Source organism: Acerihabitans sp. (assembly GCF_036398755.1).
Lineage (GTDB): Bacteria > Pseudomonadota > Gammaproteobacteria > Enterobacterales > Enterobacteriaceae > Acerihabitans.
This window is the reverse complement of record NZ_DASWOM010000083.1, coordinates 42,067-61,474: the sequence shown is the minus strand read 5'-3', so window position 1 is coordinate 61,474 and position 19,408 is coordinate 42,067. Positions and strand designations below refer to the sequence as shown.

The following is a 19,408-nucleotide window of genomic DNA, read 5'->3' as shown; positions in this document are numbered from 1 at the left end:
GCGCACCGATGATGCGGCCAGATGAACAGACCGGGGGGCGCCCGGCCCCGGTTGCCGACAGCCAGCTCAGTTGCGACGTGCTGGTGGTGGGGTCCGGCGGCGCGGCGTTAAGCGCGGCGCTCTGCGCGGCGGCGGCGGGACTGGCGGTGCTGATTGTGGAAAAAGCCGCCGTTCTGGGCGGCACCACGGCCATGTCGGGCGGCGCGGTGTGGGTGCCCGCTAACCATCACGCCCTGGCCCAGGGCGTCGAGGATAGCCCCGAGCAGGCGCTGGAGTACCTGCGCGCCGCCGCGCCCGCGGGCTGGCGCGCCGGCGAAGACCGGCTGTGGGCGCGGTTTGCGCACGCCGCGCCCGAGATGCTGCGCTTTCTGGAAACCCATACCCCACTGCGTTTTTCCCTGACGCCGGAGGCGGATCCGCTGATGGATTGCGCCGGCGCCAAGGCGTTCGGCCGGATGCTGACGCCCGATCCGCTGCGCGCCGGCGTGCTGGGCAAAGGGCGCTGGCCGGTCAGGCGCTCTCCGCTGCCGCAGGTCTATACCTATCAGGAAGTCATCGGCGAGGATATCTACCATCATCCGTTCCGGGTGGCGCTCAAGCTGGCTCCCCGGCTGCTGTGGCGCGGCGTAACCCGTACCCGCACCAAGGGCGCGGCGCTGATTACCGGGCTGCTGGCCGGTTGCCTGGCCCAGGGATGCCGGATTGAAGCCTCGGCGCGGGTGGTGGATTTGATAACCGATGAGGGCGGTACGGTCACGGGCGCCTGGTTCAGCCGTGACGGCCGTCTGACACGGATTGCGGCCCGGCGCGGCGTGGTGCTGGCCAGCGGCGGCTTTGAATGGGACGCGCTGCGGCGCGCGGCGCATTTTCCCGGGCCGTTTGACGCCATTTCCAGCCCGCGCACCAACGAGGGCGACGGCCATCGCATGGCCCAGGCGGTCGGCGCCCGGCTGGCGCATATGGATCAAGCCAATATGAGCGGATCGCTGCCGACCCGCTACGAAGGGCGGCCCTACGGCCTGTCGGTGTTTTTCCACTACGAGCCCAACGCTATCCTGGTTAACCGGCAGGGGCGGCGTTTTACCAATGAGTTTGCCTTTAACCTCGGCGAGGCGCTGGATGCGCGCGATGAACCGGGCGGATTGCCGCGTCATCTTCCCGCCTGGCTGATTGCCGATGCCCGCCTGCTGTGGCGCGCGCCAATCCTGCTGGCCTGCGCCTTGCGCCGCCGGGGATGGATGCGCCGTGCCAACAGTATCGGCGCCCTGGCGGCAAAGCTCGGTATACCGCCGGCGTCGCTCGAGGAAACCGTGGCGCGTTTTAACGCGTTTTGCCCGCGCGGGGTGGATGAGGATTTTCAGCGGCATTTGGCCGCCGGCCATGGGCGCGGCGATCGGCGCTTTCACGGCGGCCTGTCGCCTATCCGGCGGGCGCCGTTTATCGCCGTGCCGTTTAACCGCAGCTTCACCGCCACCAAAGGCGGCCCGCGCACCGACGAATTCGGCCGGGTTGTGCACCTCGACGGCCATGTTATCCCCGGGCTGTTCTGCGCCGGCGTGGCCATGGCCAATCCCATCGGCACGCGGGCCGTCGGCGCCGGCACCACGCTTGGGCCTAACCTGACCTGGGGTTATATCTGCGGGCGGACCCTGGCCGACGGCCCGGCGCGCGCCGAGGATTTTCCACCTGCCGCGGGCATCGCTCCCGCGGCCAAAACCCCAACGGAGCCGTCATGATACCCGACATCATCGCCGCGCCAACCGCCCTGGTCACCGGCGGTTCAAAAGGCATCGGCCGCGCCGTTTCCCTGGCGCTCGCCCGATCTGGCGTCAATATTGCATTGCTGCTCAGGGAAGATCGGCAATCGGGCGAACGGCTGGTGGCGGAGATCCGCCAGACCGGACGCCAGGCGCGGGCTTATTACGGCGATATCACCGATCGCGGCGCGGTTGGCGCCCGGGTGGCGGAGATCGTCGCCGACTTCGGCGCCCTTGATATGCTGGTGAATAACGCCGGCGCCGTCGCCGCCGGCGATTTGCTCAGCCTGGACGACGGCGCATGGCGCCGGGTGGTGGACATTAACCTGACCGGCTGTTTTGTGGTGGGAACCGAGGTGGCGAAAATCATGCGCGCCGCCGGCGGGGGCGCCATCGTGAATATTGCCGGGGCGTCGGCCCATCGCTGCTATCCCGGCGCCGGCGCCTTCGGTCCAAGCAAGGCGGCGGTGGTCAACCTGACCCGGCAGATGGCGGTGGAATGGGCGGACCACGGTATCCGGGTCAACGGCGTCAGTCCCGGGCCGGTAAGGTCCGCCGACGACGATTGGCAACGGCGTGAACCGCAGTTGGCCGCCGAGGTTGCGCGCCTGCCGCTGCGGCGCGCCGGACTGCCGGAGGAAGTGGCCGCGGCGGTAAGCTATCTGCTCTCCCCCGGCGCCGCGTACACCACCGGCCAGATGCTGGTGGTGGACGGCGGCGGGTTGTGTACCTGGTATATGACGAGATAACGAGGGCAGCAACGATGTCAGAACAAGATACGCCGGCGGTGGCCGCCTATCAGGTGGTAAAGCGGTTTCACGGCCAGGAGATCCTCAAGGGCGTGGATTTGCAGATCCGGCAGGGGGAAGTGGTGTGTCTGATCGGGCCTTCCGGCTCCGGTAAATCGACCTTCCTGCGCTGCATTAACCATCTGGAAAAAATCGACGGCGGCGCGCTGTACGTCGGCGGGGAACTGATGGGCTATCGCCGGGTGGGCGATAAGCTCTACGAATTGAAAGAGGCGGAAATCGCCCGCAAACGCGCCGGTATCGGCATGGTGTTCCAGCGCTTTAACCTGTTCGGCCATATGACGGCGCTGGAAAATGTGATCGAGGCGCCGATGCGGGTACGCAAAGTGCCGCGCGCCGAGGCGCTGGCGCAGGGCCGGATCCTGCTTGGGCGCGTGGGGTTGTCGCATCGCCTGGACGCCTACCCGTCGCAGCTTTCCGGCGGGCAGCAGCAGCGGGTCGCCATTGCGCGCGCCCTGGCGATGAAACCCGCGCTGATGCTGTTCGACGAGCCGACCAGCGCGCTGGATCCCGAACTGGTGGGCGAAGTGCTGGATGTGATGCGCGGACTGGCCGAGGAAGGCATGACCATGGTGGTGGTAACCCATGAAATGGCGTTTGCCCGCGAGGTGGGGGATAGCGTGGCGTTTATGGATAACGGGGCGATCATTGAAAAAAGCCCGCCGGCGGAGATGTTTCAACGCCCGCAGCACCCGCGCACCCGCGCTTTCCTGGCAAAGCATTTGGCTCAATAAATGAATTTAATTAAGATGTTGTTTTTAATGATTATTATTTTAATCAAAAAATTAAATACCGGCTGTTTTTTTATTGACAGCATGGAAATGCAAGTGCATATTATTAATTAACTGATTAATTAATAATGTCACCAGTGCCGTATCCTGCCCTTGTTAAGAAAAGTCAGCGAGCCCGCATGAGAGATAAAATGACAGATAATCAGCAATACCAGACCCTGGGGCAACGCCCGCGCGCAATGGGCCATGACGCGCCGGATTATCCCCATGATGCTTTGACCGTGGTGCCTACCCGCTATCCCGGGCGCTGGATTTCAGTGGTCGTCTGCACGCTGCTGCTGGTCATGCTGGTGCATTCGATGGTGATGAATGAGAATTTCGGCTGGCCGACCGTCGGGCACTATCTGTTTTCGCCGACCATTCTGACCGGACTCTGGGTCACCCTGTGGCTGACGCTTACGATAATGCTGCTGGCCATTGCGTTGAGCGTGCTGATAGCCACCCTGCGCCTGTCCGCCAACCCGCTGCTGGCGCATGTCAGCTCCGGTTATGTCTGGTTTTTTCGCGGCACGCCGGTACTGGTACAGTTGATTTTCTGGTACAACCTGGCGGCGCTGTATCCCGAAGTCTATATCGGGATACCTCATGTGGTGACCCTCTACCAGGGCAGCATGAACGATATCATTACCCCCTTTACCGCCGCCATCCTGGGGCTGGGGCTGAACGAAGCGGCGTATATGGCGGAAATCATCCGCGCGGGCATGTCCTCGGTGGATCACGGCCAGCAGGAAGCGGCCCGCGCCCTGGGCATGAATAAAGCCCAATGGCTGCGGCGGGTTATCCTGCCCCAGGCGATACCCTTTATTATTCCGCCCACCGGCAACCAGGTGATAGGCATGCTGAAAACCACGTCGCTGGTGAGTGTGATTTCATTATCTGATTTATTGTATTCGGCGCAGTCGATTTATTCACGAACCTTTGAAAATATTCCGTTATTGATCGTGGCCTGTATTTGGTACCTGGTGGCTACTACCGTGCTGAGCTGGCTACAGGGGCGAATTGAAAAATATTTCCGCAAGGGCCAGAGCGCGCTGGCATGACGTTAGCAACATGAATTTAGGTATATAAGCCATCGGCTAATATTACCCATTAGGGGATTATGATGAAATTAGGCCTGTTTAACTTAATGTCTTACCAGGACAATCCCCAGGGAATACAGGGGGTGATTAACGACACGCGCCTGATGGTGGCGCTGGCCGAGGAAATGGGTTTTGAAACCGCCTGGTTTGCCGAACATCATTTTACCAATTATTCCATCAGCGTGTCGCCGTTATTAATGGCGGCCCATATGGCGGGATATAGCCGGCGCATCAAGCTTGGCACCGCGGTTATCGTGCTGCCGCTATATCAGCCGATGCGCCTGGCGCAGGAGATTGCCCTGGTGGATCGCCTGACCGAAGGGCGGCTGGTATTGGGCATCGGCAGCGGCTACCAGGCCTATGAATTCGATCGCTACCATCTCGATGTGGAACAGCGCAACAGCGTCCTGCTGGATAACTGGCGGTTTATCGAGGCGGCGCTGACCGGCGGCAAGGCGGCGTCGTTATCGCGCCAGGGCGAGCGGATGGAAACGGATTTTTTACTGACGCCATTGCAGCAACCGCTGCCGCCGCTGTTTATCACCACCACCAATCCGGCGCTGTTGCAGCGGTTTACGCGCTGGGGCGCCACCGCCTTTATCACCGCCGGCTGGCGCGGCTCGCCGCGCTTGAAGGAGATGGCCCGGGACGCGCGGCGGCAATGGCGCGAGGCCGGTCTGAACGAATCCACGCCGCTGGCGGTGCAGCAGTATATCCACGTCACCGACAGTAAAAAAGCCGCATTGGAGGCGGCGGAGCGCGCGTTATTTGTCGCCAGGATGATAAGCGCCCTGCACGGCAAAACGCTGGAGACCCGGGGCGCGTTTATTACCGCCGCAACATTCCCCGATGAGCCTGACCCGTCGGTGGTGCGTGATAATTTGATTATTGGCGACGCGCATTATGTCGCCGAGCGGATTATTAACGAAGTGAAGGAGATTAATCCTTCTCACTATAACTGTTTTTTCCAATTCGGTGATATGCCTATCGCGATGGCCAGAAAATCGTTGGAAAAATTCGGTCGCGAGGTGATTCCGCTATTAGAAAAGGTCATCGGCAAGGTCCAGGTGGATATTCGTTAATATCTCCCATGCTACCCAATATATCTGTTAACCGAGGAGGAAATCATGCCTGACTATACACGGCGGATTGACTGCGCAATAGACGACAGCGCCACGATAGTGGAAAAAATAAAACAGCAACGCGCCGACGATGCCACATTATCATCGACGCTGCCGCCGGAAGCCTATAATAGCGATGCGTTCTTTTCCCATGAAATGGAAAAAATATATCGCGGGGATTGGCTATTTGCCGGCCATATATCGCAAATACCTAACACGGGTGATTATTTTACCCTGGATATCGTTAACGAATCGCTGGTGGTGACGCGCGGGCCGGACGGGGTAAACGTGATGTCGGCCGTGTGCCTGCACCGCTGGGCGCCGATCGTGACGGGCAGCGGCAATGCCAGGGCGCTGGTCTGCCCGTTTCATAACTGGACCTATGATATTACCGGCAATCTGATCGGCGCGCCTTATATGAACCAGGCGGCGGAGTTTGATCGCAAGGACTGCACGCTGCCGCGTATACGGCACGAGATTTTCCACGGCCTGATTTTTATTACCTTTTCCGCCCAGGTGGAATCGATAGCGCAACGGCTTAAGCCGCTGAACGCCATGTTCGACAAGTATCAGGTGGCGGAGCTGGACACCGCCTACACCCTGGATTACGACTGCCCGTTCAACTGGAAAATGGCGGTGGAAACCTTTATGGAGTGCTATCACCATTCCGCCGTTCACCGCGCCACCCTGGAGGACAGCTTTCCGGGACGCCTGAGCTATATCGGCGAGGACGGTCCCGGCTGGACCTTGTGCCACCAGCCGCTGCGCAAGAACGGCGAACTTTCGGAAGTGTTGACCGAGGGACTGATCCCGCTGGCGGGATTCAGCGAGCAGGATATGCGGCAAATCGACCTGATGCTGATTTATCCCAGTTGCCTGATCGGCCTCAATCCCGACCGGCTGAGCATCAGCCAACTGCTGCCCATCAACAAGCATATGACCGTTTGGCACCGCCTGGTGCTGGTATCGAAGGACTCAAGCGCCCAGCCCGGTTTCGCCGACACCGCCGCCACGATGAAGGCCTCCAGCCTGTCGATTATCGACGAGGATCTGGCCATCAACGCCGCCCAGCAGCGCGGCAGCCTGTCATCGCTGGCGCGGCCGGGGCGCTTGGGGCATCTGGAAACCACGGTCTGGCATTTGGCCAACTATATTCGCGCCCGTATCTAGGGCGGACGAGCGCGGCGGCGCACCAGCGCCGCGCCATAACCAAAGGATATCGCATGAAGATGGTAAAACTCGGCCGATCGGGGCTGGAGGTTTCAGCGCTGTGCCTGGGCTGCATGACCTATGCCCGGCCGGAAAAAAGCGGTTATGCCTGGACGCTGGACGAGCGGCGGAGCCGGCCGTTTATCCAGAAGGCGCTGGAACTGGGTATTAATTTTTTCGACACCGCCAACGCTTATGCCAAAGGAGACAGCGAGGAAATTCTCGGCCGCGCGCTGCGGGACTTCGCCCGGCGCGAGGATGTGGTGATCACCAGCAAAGTGTTCAACCCGATGCGCCAGGGACCCAACAGTAAGGGGCTGTCGCGCAAAAGCATCATGACCGAAATTGACGCCAGCCTGCAACGCCTGGGGACGGATTATATCGATCTTTACCAGGTCCATCGCTGGGATTACGACACACCGCTTGAGGAGACGCTGGAGGCGCTGCACGACCTGGTGAAAATGGGCAAGGTGCGTTATCTGGGCGCGTCCTCCATGTACGCCTGGCAATTTTGCACGGCGCTGCACGTGGCGCGCGAACATGGCTGGACGCCGTTTATCGCCATGCAGAACCATCTTAACCTGCTCTATCGCGAGGAAGAGAGGGAAATGATGGGGCTGTGCCGGGCGCAAGGCATCGGGGTCACGCCATGGAGCCCGCTGGCGCGCGGCCGCCTGACCCGGCCTTGGCAGCAGGCGGCCGCCACCGGACGCGGCGCCAACGATGCGTACGCCGGTTTTCTGTACTCGGCCACCGAACAGGCCGACCGGGCGGTGATCGAGGCGGTCACCGGGGTTGCCGCCGCGCGCGGCGTGCCCCAGGCGCAGGTGGCGCTGGCGTGGCTGTTTACCAAAGCCGAGGTGGCCGCGCCCATTATCGGCGCCACGTCTTTTGAGCATCTTGAGGATGCGGCCGGCGCCACGGAAATGACCCTGACGCCTGAGGAGATCGCGGCGCTGGAGGCTCCCTATATTCCCCATGCGGTCGTCGAACATACCTGATCGGAAACGCGATATTTACCTATAGAGCAGAGCCTACTATGAAAAAAAGTCAGCAGCAGATAGCGGAAATTGCCCAGCAGTTGAAGCAAAAAGGGGTGGAATATTGCATGGGCGCCTATGTGGATATCCACGGCGTGCCCAAGGGCAAAGTGGTGCCCATCGGCCATTTCAGCCAGATGGCGGCCGGGTCGGAGCGTTATACCGGTTATGCGCTGGACGGATTGGGCCAATCGCCCAATGAGGACGAACTGACCTCGATACCGGATCTGGACCATATCATCCAGCTGCCCTGGGAACCGAAAATCGCCTGGATACCGGCGGACAACGCTTTCAAGGGCGAACCCTATGCGCTTAATACCCGCGTGGCGCTGCAAAACGTCCTGGCGCAGGCAAAAGACATGGGATTCGGTTTCAACCTGGGCATCGAATGCGAGATCTATCTGCTCAAGCGTGATGAGGACGGCGGCCTGTCGGTACCGGAAAAGGATAACAAGCTCACCAAGCCCTGCTATGACCTGCGCGGTTTTGTCGATCAGTTCGCCTGGCTGGATAAGGTCTCCTCCACCATTAACGATCTGGGCTGGGATCTCTATTCGCTGGACCATGAAGACGGTAATTCGCAATATGAATTTGATTTTAACTATGCCGACGCGTTGACCAGTTGCGACCGGTTTATCTTTTTCCGCTTTATGGCCAAGCATTACGCCCGCGAACTGGGCCTGGTGGCCACCATGATGCCCAAGCCCTTTGCCAATAAAACCGGCACCGGCGCCCATTTTAATATGTCTTTATACGATATCGGCAGCGGCGACAATATCTTTGCCAGCAACGACGACCCGCGCGGGCTGGGCCTGTCCGATACCGGCTATTATTTTATCGGCGGCCTGCTCAAGCACGGGCGCGCGCTGTGCGCGGCCTTCGCGCCCACCGTCAATAGCTATAAACGCCTGGTGCGCCAGGGGGCGATGAACTATTTTTCCTGGGCGCCGGTGTTTAACTCCTATGGATCCAATAACCGCACCAACTCGGTACGGGTGCCCGCCGGCGGCGGCCGCTGCGAGTCGCGCAACGCGGACGGCGCGGTCAATCCCTATCTGGCGGCTACGTTGGCGCTGGCGGCGGGCCTGGAAGGCATCCGCGAAAAAATCGACCCGCGCGAGCCGAACGAGGACAACCTGTATGCCATCAGCGAACAGGAACGGCGGTCCCGCGGCATCGATTTCCTGCCGCAGAACCTGCAGGAAGCGGTGGAAGCCTTTGCCGCCGATCCGTTTATCGAGGCCACGCTCGGCACCGCGCTGCGCGATGAGTTCGTGAAATATAAAACCCAGGAGTGGAACAGCTACCATCTCCACGTCAGCCAGTGGGAAATCGATCGGTACAGCACGATATTCTAAGGCGCAAGGTTTATTGCCGGTGGCGGCAATGCATCAGGCATTTCAGGCAATGCGTTGCTTGCCTGAGGGGGCGAATGGATAAACCCCGCGGCGGCGGGACGGCGGATTTATGCAAGCATCAGAGCAGTTTTTTGAAGTCAAGGTGGTGGAAAAAAGCCATCGGGGCACCGGGGTGGTTTTTCTCACCCTGGCCCGTCCCGACGGCGCCGCGCTGCCGCCGTTTACCGCCGGGGCGCATATCCAGCTGCGCCTGCCGGACGGATTGCTGCGGCAGTACTCGCTGTGCGGCGACCCGGCGCGCAGTGATAGCTATCGGCTGGCTATCCTGGCCAGCCGCCGATCCCGGGGCGGCGGCAGCTATATTCGCGATAGCCTGCAACCGGGGGACCGCGTGCTGATATCCGCGCCGCGCAATGATTTCCCGCTGGCGGAGCGGCGGGGGCCGTCGCTGCTGCTGGCGGGCGGTATCGGCATCACGCCGCTGCTGGCGATGGCGTTGGCGCTCAAGGCGCGCGACCGGGAGTTCCGGCTGCATTATCTCGGCAGGCCCGCCACCCTAAGCGCGTTTGCGGAACAGCCGGAGTTCAGGGCGCTGGAGCAACATATCGCCTTACATTTCCCGCGCGCCGCCGCCGGGGAATCGGATCAACGGGCGGTCCTGGCGCGGGTATTGGCCGACGGGCAACGGCGGCACGGCCGGTTCAGCCTGTATTACTGCGGCTCGCCGGCATTTATGCAAAACGTGCGCGACCTGTGCGCTTCGTGCGCAATACCGGCCGGCGATTGTTTTTGCGAGTCGTTTACGCCTGTGGCAGTGCGCGGCGAGGGGGCGTTTGAAGTCGAGATTTTCAGCACCGGCGAAGTTATCCCGGTTCCCGCCGACCTGAGCATTGCCGAGGCGCTTAACCAGGCGGGCGTCGAGGTGGAAATATCCTGCGGCCTGGGCATTTGCGGCGCCTGTCAGGCCGGGATAAAGGCGGGCCTGCCGGATCACCGGGATGAGTACCTGAGCGCCGCCGAGAAGGAGGCCAACCATAAAATCATGCTGTGCTGTTCGCGGGCGCGCTCCGCACGTTTAGTCATCGATCTTTAATATCATCAGAGGAGTCAAGCTATGTCCATTGCACCTTTTCATCTGGCCATTCCCGTTTACGACCTGCACGCCGCGCGCCATTTTTATGGTGAAATCTTCGGCCTTGAAGAAGGTCGCAGCAGCGAACAGTGGGTGGATTTCAACTTTTTCGGCCACCAGTTGGTGATCCATGAACACCCTAAAACCCCGAGCCAGGAGCTCGCGCATACCAATGCGGTGGACGGGCACGATGTGCCGGTGCCGCATTTCGGCGTGGTCCTGGCCTGGGAGGACTGGGAAGCGCTGGCGGCCAGACTGACAGCCCACGGCGCGGCCTTCGTGATTGAACCTTATATCCGTTTCAAAGGGCAAATCGGCGAGCAGGCGACCCTGTTTCTACTCGATCCCTGCCAGAATGCCCTGGAGTTCAAGGCGTTTAAGGATATCGGCCAGCTGTTCGCGCATTAATGTCCCGCGGCGCCGTGTTGCCGGCGGCGCGGCGGTTTTATTTGGTCTTGACGTCCAGATGTTCGAAGACAAATTCCCGCATACAGTTAATGGCGTGTTTATATTTGAATTTAGGAAACATGACGGTGCGAAATAACACGCCATCGAGGAAGGTGGAGATAAACATCGCCATATCCACCGCATTGACCTCGCGGAAGACGCCGGCGGTGATGCCGTCCTTGAGGGTGTTTTTCAGGATCACGGATTCTTTTTCGTAAAATTTCTTCACGGCGTTGTCAATCTCGGGTGTGCGTCCGTTGGTGCCGGCATAATCGAGGCTGATTTTGGCTAATTTTTGCAGCAGGTAAAATTGCAAAATATGAATTTGTATCCACAAAAACAGCACGTCCCTGGGATTATCGGCATTCATTTTAATGGAATCAAATTGCTCAAAAGCCTTTTCCACCGTGGATTCGATGACTTTGAGAAATAAATTTTCCTTGGAGCCGAAATAATAATAAATCAGCGCGGAATTAAGTCCGGTCGCCTCGGCGATATCCTTAATCCTGACCGAGGAGTAATTCTGTTTGGCGAACAGCTCCAGCGCCGAGTCCTGCAGGACATGCGCCACGTCGTTTTGTAAGTTCTTGCCGTTTTTAGCCGTGACTTTTTCTTTTATAACGTTGGTTTTCATACATTGCGTCCGGGCAACCCAATTCGTTGAATTGCGTTATTTCTGCGTGGGGATAACCATGTTTAATGGACGAATACTACCACAGGCGGGAAATCAGCAACAAGTTAACTAGCTGATTAATTAACATCTATCATTACGTCCGCCATATCCATCATACCGGCTACGCCGGTGAGGGGAGGAGCCATGCCAGATTACCACGCCTGCAACCTGGGCACGTTCGCGCTGGAGTGCGGCGCGGCGCTTTATGACGCCACATTGACCTATGAAATCCACGGCCGGCTTAACCACCGGCGCGATAACGCCGTGCTGCTGCCGTCCTGGTATACCGGCACCCACCGATCTTATCGCGCCATTATCGGCGCCGGGCGCGCGCTGGATCCGGCGCGGCATTGCATTATCGCGGTTAATATGTTCGGCAACGGCGTTTCCACGTCGCCCAGCAACTCCCCGCGCCAGGGCGGGCCGCGGTTTCCGCCGGTGACGGTGGGGGATAACGTACGGGCGCAGCACCAACTGGTTACCGAACACCTGGGTATCGGACAACTGGCGCTGGTCTGCGGCTGGTCGATGGGGGCGATGCAGGCCTGGCATTGGGCCGCGGCCTATCCGGCGGCGGTGCGGGCGCTGCTGCCCATTTGCGGCAGCGCCCGCTGCTGGCCGCTGAACCATGTGTTCCTGGAAGGGGTCAAGGCGGCGCTGCGGGCGGACCCGGCGTTCGCCGGCGGCGATTACGCCTCGCCGCCGCTGGCCGGGCTGGCGGCATTCGGCCGGGTGTATGCCGGCTGGGCCTACAGCGCGGCTTTTTATCGCGACGAGCTGTATCAGGCTCTTCATTTCGCCACGCGCGAGGATCTGCTGCGGGACTGGGAGCGCGATCACCAGGCGTGGGACGCCAACGATCTGCTGTGCATGCTGCGCACCTGGCAGGATGCCGACGCGGGACGGGCGCCGCACTATGGCGGCAGCCTTCAGGCGGCGCTGGCGGCCGTTAGCGCCAGGACGATTGTGATGCCGTGCAATACCGACCAGTATTTCACCCAGGAGGAGGCGTTTATAGAGTTTTCATGGCTTAAACAGGCCCAGTGGCGGCCGCTCGCCTCCGACTACGGCCATTGCGCCGGCGCGCCCGGGCGCTTTGCCGCGGAAACCGCCGTGATAGAACAGGCGATACGCGAACTGCTGTCCGGCGGGGAATCATAGCGCCGGACAGGGGCTATTTATTCAATAATTTCCAGTTCGACCACGCGACCCTGGTCAAACCAGGTTTCCAGGCCGGTAACGCGCAGCTGCAGGTCGCCTTCGATAACTTCACCGATATACGAAATAGGCAAGGGTTCCTCGGCGGTATCATCGCCATACACCACGCAAAACTGCTGGCGCGGGCTGTAAAAGCACACCGACCCGGTAACCTTGCCGTATTTTTCACGGCGCATTTTACCCACTTCTTCGGTCTTGAATTTATTTTCCCACGGGGCGACGATGGGCATGGTGAAAAACACCATATCGCCGATAAGCTTGCCGTGCTGCAATACGCTTTTCATCGGCAATTTAGCCCGCAGTTCCTTGACCAGGTTGGGTACTTTATCTTCCCATACCTCGATAATGCAAATAGGTTCGTTCGCAACATTCATTCTGAGTTTCATTCTGGCACCTGATGATCAGTAAGAGGAAATAGGAAGGGTCAGGCCGGCTTGACCCGGCGGAAACCGTCGCCAAGGCCCCAGGGCAGAATAAAATCAACCCACATATGCAAACGGTTGGCATAGGACAGCGCCGCATGGGACAAACGGCACAGGTCGTGCAGGGTGGTGCATTGGCAGGCGGTATCCACATACAGATGGATCATGGCGGCGGCGTGGGGCAGGCTGACAAAATCAAAAAAATCCGCCTTATAGCCGATGATTTCCTTGATGATTGACTGCAGCGTGGGCAAATCGGCATCGGTATCCTCCGCCACCCGGATCAGCCCCCACAGCATTTCGTCGGCCATGGTGCGCGCCTCCCCTTCGGCGAAGATAATGGTGCTCAGGTATTGCCCGCGCGCGCCGGTGCCGCGCGGCACAATGCCGTTGCCCAAATCCCGCACTTCATCCGGCTGCTCGAACCATATTTTTTCGCGCTCCTGCTCAAAACGCGCTATTACTTCATCAACGGTCATTCTGTTACTCTCCGGTTGGCTTGATTAGGCTCAAAAAGATTATTAATTAATTAACTAATTAATAAGCAAATAATATGCCAATGGAGAGCTTTTTTTAGTTATATAAAAACAACAGGTTAGTACCGCTCTTTTTCAAGTGCGCCGCTCAGCCATTCAGCGCGACCAAAAAGGGTGCGTCCGTTGCACCATGGTTAATGCGTGTACGGCGCCGCCGGCGCTGATTATCATGCCCGGTCCACAAGCCGTTCGCTCAGCGTCCACAGACGCTCTGCCGCCTCCGGGTCCACCGCATAAGGCATCACGCCCGCATGCCGCACGGAGTCGCCGATTTTCCAGCCGATGGCGGTGCCGTCCGGCTCCAGCGGCGCGATATCGGTATTTTCGCAATACAGGCCCCCCAAGCCATTGAGCTGCGGGCTGGTGGCGCACCAGACGCTGGTGGACGCGCCTTGTTCCACCGTCTTCAGGTTGCGCGCGGGATCGCGGATCGGGTTGCCGGCCTCATCAAGTACGCCGGCGGCCATGAGTTCCTCCCGGGACAGGTATTTTTCCAGTCCGGTGCCGACAATGCCGCCCGGATGCAGGGAAAAGGCGCGGATCCCATCCGGTTCGCCTCTGGTATCCAGCGCCAGGGCGAAAAGGATATTGGCCGTTTTCGACTGGCCGTAGGCGGCGAAGCGATCGTAGTCGCGGCGGTCAAAATGCGGATCGTCGAACACCAGCGGTGAAAAATGATGTCCCCAGGATGATACCGAGACCACCCGCGCGCCGTCCGCCCGGCGCAGAGCCGGCCAAAGCCGCGATGTCAGCTGGAAATGGCCCAGGTGGTTGGTGGCGAACTGCGCTTCATAGCCGCGCGCGTCGCGCGTCAGCGGACAGGCCATGATGCCCGCGCTGTTGACCAGGATATGCAGCGGCCGGCCGCCGGCCAGGAAACGGGCGGCGAAGGCGTCGATGGACGCCGGATCGAGCAGGTCCATCGGCTGGATGTCGACATCGATACCCTCAAGGGCCGCCGCCGCCCTGGCGATATCGCGCGCCGGTACGATCACCGCCGCGCCGGCCGCGCGCAGGACGCGCGCGGTCTCCCGGCCGAGGCCAGAATAACCGCCGGTGACGATGGCCGTTTTGCCGGACAGGTCGATGCCGCGGATCGCTTCTTCCGCGGTGGACGCCGCGCCGAAGCCGGAGCCGATAGGGTGCTGTAACCTAACCATAATCATGACCTCTTGGTATGGACGCGCGCGGATGAGTTTGGGCCGGGCGTCATGTCGTGGGAAAACGTATCTTCACTATAGGCGCCGTGTTCCGGACGGGGAATGCTTGAAAAGGCGGTTAATCTGCGCAATAGTACGAAAACAGGGCGGTGACGGGGTAATTGCGCGCGAGAGGCGTTGATTAAGCCGTCATTAACCCTTCAACACCGATATAAGGACGGCAATGGCGGACAATAGCGAAATAAGCATCGATCCCTTTTCCGATATTCTCCGGTTTACCAATGCGGAAACCGTGGTCTCCGGCGGTTTTTCCGCCGCAGGCGCCTGGGCTATCCGTTTTCCGGCGCCGGACAAGATCAAATTTTTCGCCTTGGTGAAGGGCAACTGCTGGCTGCGTCTCGACGGCCGGGAGGCGCCGGTGCGGGTCGGAACGGGGGATGTGTTGCTGCTCACGGCGCAGCGCGGGTTTGTTCTCGCCGGCAGCCTGACGGCGCCGCCGGTTGACGCGGCGGGCTTGTTCAGCGGCAACGGCCTGAAAACCGCCATCCTTGGCTCGGGCGACGATTGCGTGCAGATTGGCGGACACGTGCGGCTCGATCCGCTGAACGGCGGTTTGCTGGCGGAGGTCCTGCCGCCGCTGATTCACGTAAGGGCGGCTTCGCCGCAGGCGGGGATCCTGACCTGGCTGCTCGATCAGCTGGTGCGCGAACGCGCCGCCGGCCTGCCCGGATCCGGGGTTGCCTCGGCGCAGCTCGCCCAACTGATGTTTGTGCAGATTCTGCGCGCGCATATCAATAGCCAGGGGCCGCTGACGGCGGGCTGGCTGCGCGCGGTCGGCGATAAGCGCCTCGCTCCCGCGCTGCGGCTGATGCACGGTAATCCCGGCCGGACGTGGCGCCTCGAGGATCTGGCCGGGGCGGCGGCGATGTCGCGCACCACCTTTGCCCTGCATTTCAAGAATATGGCCGGTGTACCCCCGCTGGTTTACCTGACCCGGTGGCGCATGCGCCTGGCGCAGCGGGCGCTCAGGGAAGATAATACCCCGGTTGCCGTCCTGGCCGGCATGCTGGGCTATACCTCCGAAAGCGCGTTCAGCAATGCCTTCAAACGCGCCACCGGCAAGGCCCCCCGTCATTACCGCAGCGAAGCGCGGGCCAACGCCACCGCCGTTGCGCCGCCGTCCCCGTAGCCGTTATTCAGCCGCGGGCGTAGGCGGCAGCGCGCTCCACCAATGCGTCATCGGGACGCACGCCGGTATACAGCACAAACTGCTCCAGCGCCTGGATGGCTATCACCTCGGCCCCGGTGATTACGGCTTTGTCGTTCAGGCGCGCATATTGAATCAATGGCGTTTCAGCCGGCAGCGCCACCACGTCGAACACCCGGTCGGCCCGGGCGATATGCGGTTCGCTAAAGGCCAGCTCATCGGCCCCGGCGCCGCCCGTCATGCCCACCGGCGTGACGTTAATCAGCAGCGCGGCGTCCAGACCGGTTTCATCCGCCTGCCAGCGGTAGCCGTAGAGCTGCGCCAGATGACGGCCGGTTTTTTCGTTGCGGGCGATGATCACCCCCTGGCGGAATCCGGCGTTATGCAGCGCGCCGGCCACCGCTTTCGCCATGCCGCCGCTGCCGCGCAGGGCAAAGGCGCTGTCCGGGCTGACCTGATGCTTGGCCAGCAGGCGTTCAATGGCGATAAAGTCGGTGTTATAGGCTTTCAGATAGCCGTCGGTGTTGACGATGGTATTCACTGATTCGATGGCCTTGGCCGAGGGATCCAGCTCGTCCAGGTAAGGGATGCAATCCTCTTTGAACGGCATCGACACCGCGCAGCCGCGGATGCCCAGCGCCCTGACGCCGCCGATGGCGGCGGCAAGATCGCGGGTGGTAAAGGCTTTATAGAGATAATTCAGGCCAAGCTGTTCATAGAGGTAATTATGAAAACGCGTGCCGAAATTGCCGGGGCGGGCGGCAAGCGACATGCATAATACGGTATCTTTATCGATATTCATCATGGGGATCCTGTTTGCCTGCGTCGTGAACAAACGCCGTTACGCGGTTGATGAAAGGCTGTCCGGAAAAGCATATCACATCATGGCGTCGCCATCAGGCGGTTCAGACGGCGGATGGCGGCGCCGGCGTCGAAACATTCCCCGGCGCCTCTGGCGTAACCCTAAACCGGTACTACACTCCAATAAGGCGTGATGACCATTCCACTTTCACCGGCCGATGTGCCGTTAACCCCCATGCCATTACCGGCAGGAACCATATTGTCCATCGGATGCCGGCATAACCTGCGGGCAACGGTCGGCATTTTGACTGAATAGACTAAAATCAAGCGCAGGAGATGAGGTTGATGGCTAAGGGAACGTCGAAAAAAACCACCGAAATTGTTATTCCGACCACCACCACCACCATGGCGAGCAAAGTTGATAATCAGGTGGTGGTGACCATTGATGATAAGGGAGTGCGCATTGCACATCCCAACAGCGATCATGACATTGTCAGCCGCCTGGACGCGGAACGCAAAACGCGCGTCAGGGAAGGGATGCCGGTACCGCTGGGGTCCACCTGGGACGGACTGGGGGTTAATTTCGCCATTTTTTCCGCCCATGCCACCAAAGTGGAGCTGTGCCTGTTTACCGAAGAGGGCGAGGAGTATGACCGGATAGAACTGCCGGAATATACCGACGAGGTGTGGCATGGCTACCTGCCGGACGCGCGTCCCGGCCTGCTGTATGGCTATCGGGTCCACGGTCCTTTTGCCCCTGAGGAAGGACATCGTTTTAATCCGTCCAAACTGCTGCTCGATCCCTACGCCAAGCAGATCTGGGGCGAGCTGAAATGGGATGACGCGCTGTTCGCCTACAACTTCGACGCGGAGGATAAGGATCTGAGCGTGGATGAGCGCGACAGCGCGCCCTTTATGCCGAAATGCCGGGTGATCGACCCGGCGTTTTCCTGGCCGGCCAACGGCAAAAGTTTTATCCCCTGGGAAAAAACGCTGATTTATGAAACCCATGTGCGCGGCTATACCATGCGCCACCCCGCGGTGCCGGAGCATCTGCGCGGCACCTTTTCCGGGCTTAGCACGCCGCAGATTGTCGATTACATCAAATCGCTCGGCGTGACCGCCATCGAACTGATGCCGATCCATGCCTTCACCGACGATCGCCATTTGCAGGAAAACGGGCTGCACAATTTTTGGGGCTACAATACGCTGTGTTTTTTTGCGCCCCATCCGCAGTATATGGCCACCTCGACGGTGAATGAATTTAAACAGATGATAGCCACCCTGCACGCCGCCGGCATCGAGGTGATCCTGGATGTGGTGTACAACCATACCGCCGAAGGCAACGAGCTCGGTCCGACGCTGTCGCTTAAAGGTATCGATAATGCCAGCTACTATCGCCTGTTTCCCGAGGAAAAGCGTTATTACATTAACGATACCGGCACCGGCAATACCCTTAACCTGAGCCATCCGCGGGTGTTGCAAATGGTGACGGACTCCTTGCGCTACTGGGCGACCGAGATGCAGGTGGACGGTTTCCGTTTCGATTTGGCGACCATTCTGGGGCGCGAGGCATATGGTTTCGACGAAGGCTGCGGTTTTCTCGACACCTGCCGCCAGGACCCGATACTGAGCCAGGTCAAGCTGATTGCCGAGCCTTGGGACTGTGGCCCCGGCGGGTATCAGGTCGGCGGTTTCCCGCCGGGCTGGTCGGAGTGGAACGACAGGTATCGCGATTCGGTACGTAAATTCTGGCGCGGGGACGAAGGCCAACTGGCGGATTTTACCACCCGTCTGGCCGGGTCCGCCGATATCTTTAATCACCGCGGCCGTAAGCCTTATGCGTCGGTTAATTTTATTACCGCCCATGATGGTTTTACGCTTAACGATCTGGTGTCCTACGAGCATAAGCATAACGAAGCCAACGGCGAGGATAACCGCGACGGCCACAGTGACAATATCTCGGCAAACTATGGCGCCGAAGGCCCGACCGACGATCCGGCCATCAGCGAGCTGCGGCTGCGCCAGATGCGCAATATGCTGGCGACGCTGATGTTCTCGCAGGGCACGCCGATGCTGTTGGCGGGGGATGAATTCGCCCGCACCCAGCAGGGTAACAATAACGGTTATTGCCAGGACAGCGAGATCAGCTGGATAAATTGGGATATCAACGATAAGGGCGAATCCCTGATTTTATATACCTATCGGCTGATTGCCTTGCGTAACCGTTTCCCGATTTTGCATCGCGGACGTTTTCTCAGCGGTAAACTGAATGAAAAACTTAATATTAAAGATGTGACCTGGGTTCAGCCCAATGGCGATGAGATGTCGGAGGAAGCCTGGAATGACGGCAATCTGAAGAGCATAGGTATGTTGCTGGACGGTCGGGCGCAGCCTACCGGGCTTTTGCGGGTGGGATCGCAGAGTACCGTGCTGTTGCTGTTTAGCGCGTCCCATGAGGATTTGGTGTTTACCTTGCCGGAGGTGGCGCACGGTTACGGTTGGCGGCATATTTTTGATACCTTCCAACCGGATGATATTAATGAGCATAGCTTTGGTTTCGGCCATGCTTATACCTGTCCATCGCGAACGGTGGTGCTGTTTGAACTGGTGAATACCAAGACCACGATGGTTATGGCTTAACACAC

At 59.9% G+C, this 19,408-nt stretch carries 18 protein-coding genes; 13 read left to right on the top strand and 5 right to left on the bottom strand.

Translation table 11 applies throughout. The features are described 5' to 3' along the window. Positions 1 to 8 precede the first annotated feature (8 nt). The 10 genes from VGC33_RS13660 (at position 9) to VGC33_RS13615 (ending at position 10,704) form a co-directional block, all read left to right on the top strand. The gene (locus tag VGC33_RS13660; protein ID WP_331121310.1) at positions 9 to 1,736 is read left to right on the top strand and encodes an FAD-dependent oxidoreductase; all 1,728 of its coding nucleotides are present in this window, start codon (positions 9 to 11) and stop codon (positions 1,734 to 1,736) included. Beyond that, on the top strand, positions 1,733 to 2,506 hold the full coding sequence (locus VGC33_RS13655; protein WP_331121309.1) for an SDR family NAD(P)-dependent oxidoreductase: 774 nt from the start codon (positions 1,733 to 1,735) through the stop codon (positions 2,504 to 2,506). Before VGC33_RS13660 ends, VGC33_RS13655 begins: the two co-directional genes overlap by 4 nt. A 14-nt stretch (positions 2,507 to 2,520) precedes the next feature. Next, a complete protein-coding gene (locus VGC33_RS13650; protein ID WP_331121308.1) occupies positions 2,521 to 3,300 on the top strand; it encodes an amino acid ABC transporter ATP-binding protein in 780 nt (259 codons plus the stop codon). 188 nt (positions 3,301 to 3,488) lie between these two features. After that, positions 3,489 to 4,397: an amino acid ABC transporter permease gene (locus tag VGC33_RS13645; protein WP_331121307.1), complete on the top strand. Its 909-nt coding sequence runs from the start codon at positions 3,489 to 3,491 to the stop codon at positions 4,395 to 4,397. A gap of 59 nt (positions 4,398 to 4,456) precedes the next feature. Then, positions 4,457 to 5,518: an LLM class flavin-dependent oxidoreductase gene (locus tag VGC33_RS13640; protein WP_331121306.1), complete on the top strand. Its 1,062-nt coding sequence runs from the start codon at positions 4,457 to 4,459 to the stop codon at positions 5,516 to 5,518. Between the two features lie 45 nt (positions 5,519 to 5,563). Continuing rightward, positions 5,564 to 6,727: an aromatic ring-hydroxylating oxygenase subunit alpha gene (locus tag VGC33_RS13635; protein ID WP_331121305.1), complete on the top strand. Its 1,164-nt coding sequence runs from the start codon at positions 5,564 to 5,566 to the stop codon at positions 6,725 to 6,727. Positions 6,728 to 6,780: 53 nt separating this feature from the next. Further along, entirely contained in the window at positions 6,781 to 7,767 is a 987-nt protein-coding gene (locus VGC33_RS13630; protein ID WP_331121304.1) for an aldo/keto reductase, read from the top strand. Positions 7,768 to 7,805: 38 nt separating this feature from the next. Beyond that, complete coding sequence (glnT, locus tag VGC33_RS13625) at positions 7,806 to 9,164, top strand: type III glutamate--ammonia ligase (RefSeq protein WP_331121303.1); 1,359 nt, start codon at positions 7,806 to 7,808, stop codon at positions 9,162 to 9,164. A gap of 109 nt (positions 9,165 to 9,273) precedes the next feature. Further along, positions 9,274 to 10,257: a PDR/VanB family oxidoreductase gene (locus VGC33_RS13620; protein WP_331121302.1), complete on the top strand. Its 984-nt coding sequence runs from the start codon at positions 9,274 to 9,276 to the stop codon at positions 10,255 to 10,257. Positions 10,258 to 10,278: 21 nt separating this feature from the next. Further along, entirely contained in the window at positions 10,279 to 10,704 is a 426-nt protein-coding gene (locus VGC33_RS13615; protein WP_331121301.1) for a VOC family protein, read from the top strand. 37 nt (positions 10,705 to 10,741) lie between these two features. Here the strand turns inward: VGC33_RS13615 and VGC33_RS13610 are convergent, their stop codons facing one another. Beyond that, a complete protein-coding gene (locus tag VGC33_RS13610) occupies positions 10,742 to 11,377 on the bottom strand; it encodes a TetR/AcrR family transcriptional regulator (protein WP_331121300.1) in 636 nt (211 codons plus the stop codon). 183 nt (positions 11,378 to 11,560) lie between these two features. Between VGC33_RS13610 and VGC33_RS13605 the strand changes: the two genes are divergently transcribed. Then, positions 11,561 to 12,577: an alpha/beta fold hydrolase gene (locus tag VGC33_RS13605; protein WP_331121299.1), complete on the top strand. Its 1,017-nt coding sequence runs from the start codon at positions 11,561 to 11,563 to the stop codon at positions 12,575 to 12,577. 17 nt (positions 12,578 to 12,594) lie between these two features. Here the strand turns inward: VGC33_RS13605 and VGC33_RS13600 are convergent, their stop codons facing one another. The 3 genes from VGC33_RS13600 to VGC33_RS13590 all read right to left on the bottom strand — a co-directional run bounded on the left by VGC33_RS13600 (position 12,595) and on the right by VGC33_RS13590 (position 14,752). Beyond that, complete coding sequence (locus VGC33_RS13600; protein WP_331121298.1) at positions 12,595 to 13,008, bottom strand: hypothetical protein; 414 nt, start codon at positions 13,006 to 13,008, stop codon at positions 12,595 to 12,597. 50 nt (positions 13,009 to 13,058) lie between these two features. Beyond that, on the bottom strand, positions 13,059 to 13,535 hold the full coding sequence (locus VGC33_RS13595; RefSeq protein ID WP_162366697.1) for a cucumopine synthase-related protein: 477 nt from the start codon (positions 13,533 to 13,535) through the stop codon (positions 13,059 to 13,061). Between the two features lie 224 nt (positions 13,536 to 13,759). Continuing rightward, a complete protein-coding gene (locus tag VGC33_RS13590; protein ID WP_331121297.1) occupies positions 13,760 to 14,752 on the bottom strand; it encodes an oxidoreductase in 993 nt (330 codons plus the stop codon). A 223-nt stretch (positions 14,753 to 14,975) separates the two neighbouring features. Here VGC33_RS13590 and VGC33_RS13585 point away from each other — a divergent pair, with 223 nt between their 5' ends. After that, on the top strand, positions 14,976 to 15,941 hold the full coding sequence (locus tag VGC33_RS13585; RefSeq protein ID WP_331121296.1) for an AraC family transcriptional regulator: 966 nt from the start codon (positions 14,976 to 14,978) through the stop codon (positions 15,939 to 15,941). Between the two features lie 7 nt (positions 15,942 to 15,948). On the opposite strand, the gene VGC33_RS13580 is transcribed toward VGC33_RS13585, so the two are convergent. Further along, positions 15,949 to 16,764: a shikimate 5-dehydrogenase gene (locus tag VGC33_RS13580; protein ID WP_331121295.1), complete on the bottom strand. Its 816-nt coding sequence runs from the start codon at positions 16,762 to 16,764 to the stop codon at positions 15,949 to 15,951. Between the two features lie 497 nt (positions 16,765 to 17,261). Between VGC33_RS13580 and glgX the strand changes: the two genes are divergently transcribed. Next, on the top strand, positions 17,262 to 19,403 hold the full coding sequence (gene glgX / locus VGC33_RS13575; protein ID WP_414636933.1) for a glycogen debranching protein GlgX: 2,142 nt from the start codon (positions 17,262 to 17,264) through the stop codon (positions 19,401 to 19,403). Positions 19,404 to 19,408: the final 5 nt, after the last annotated feature.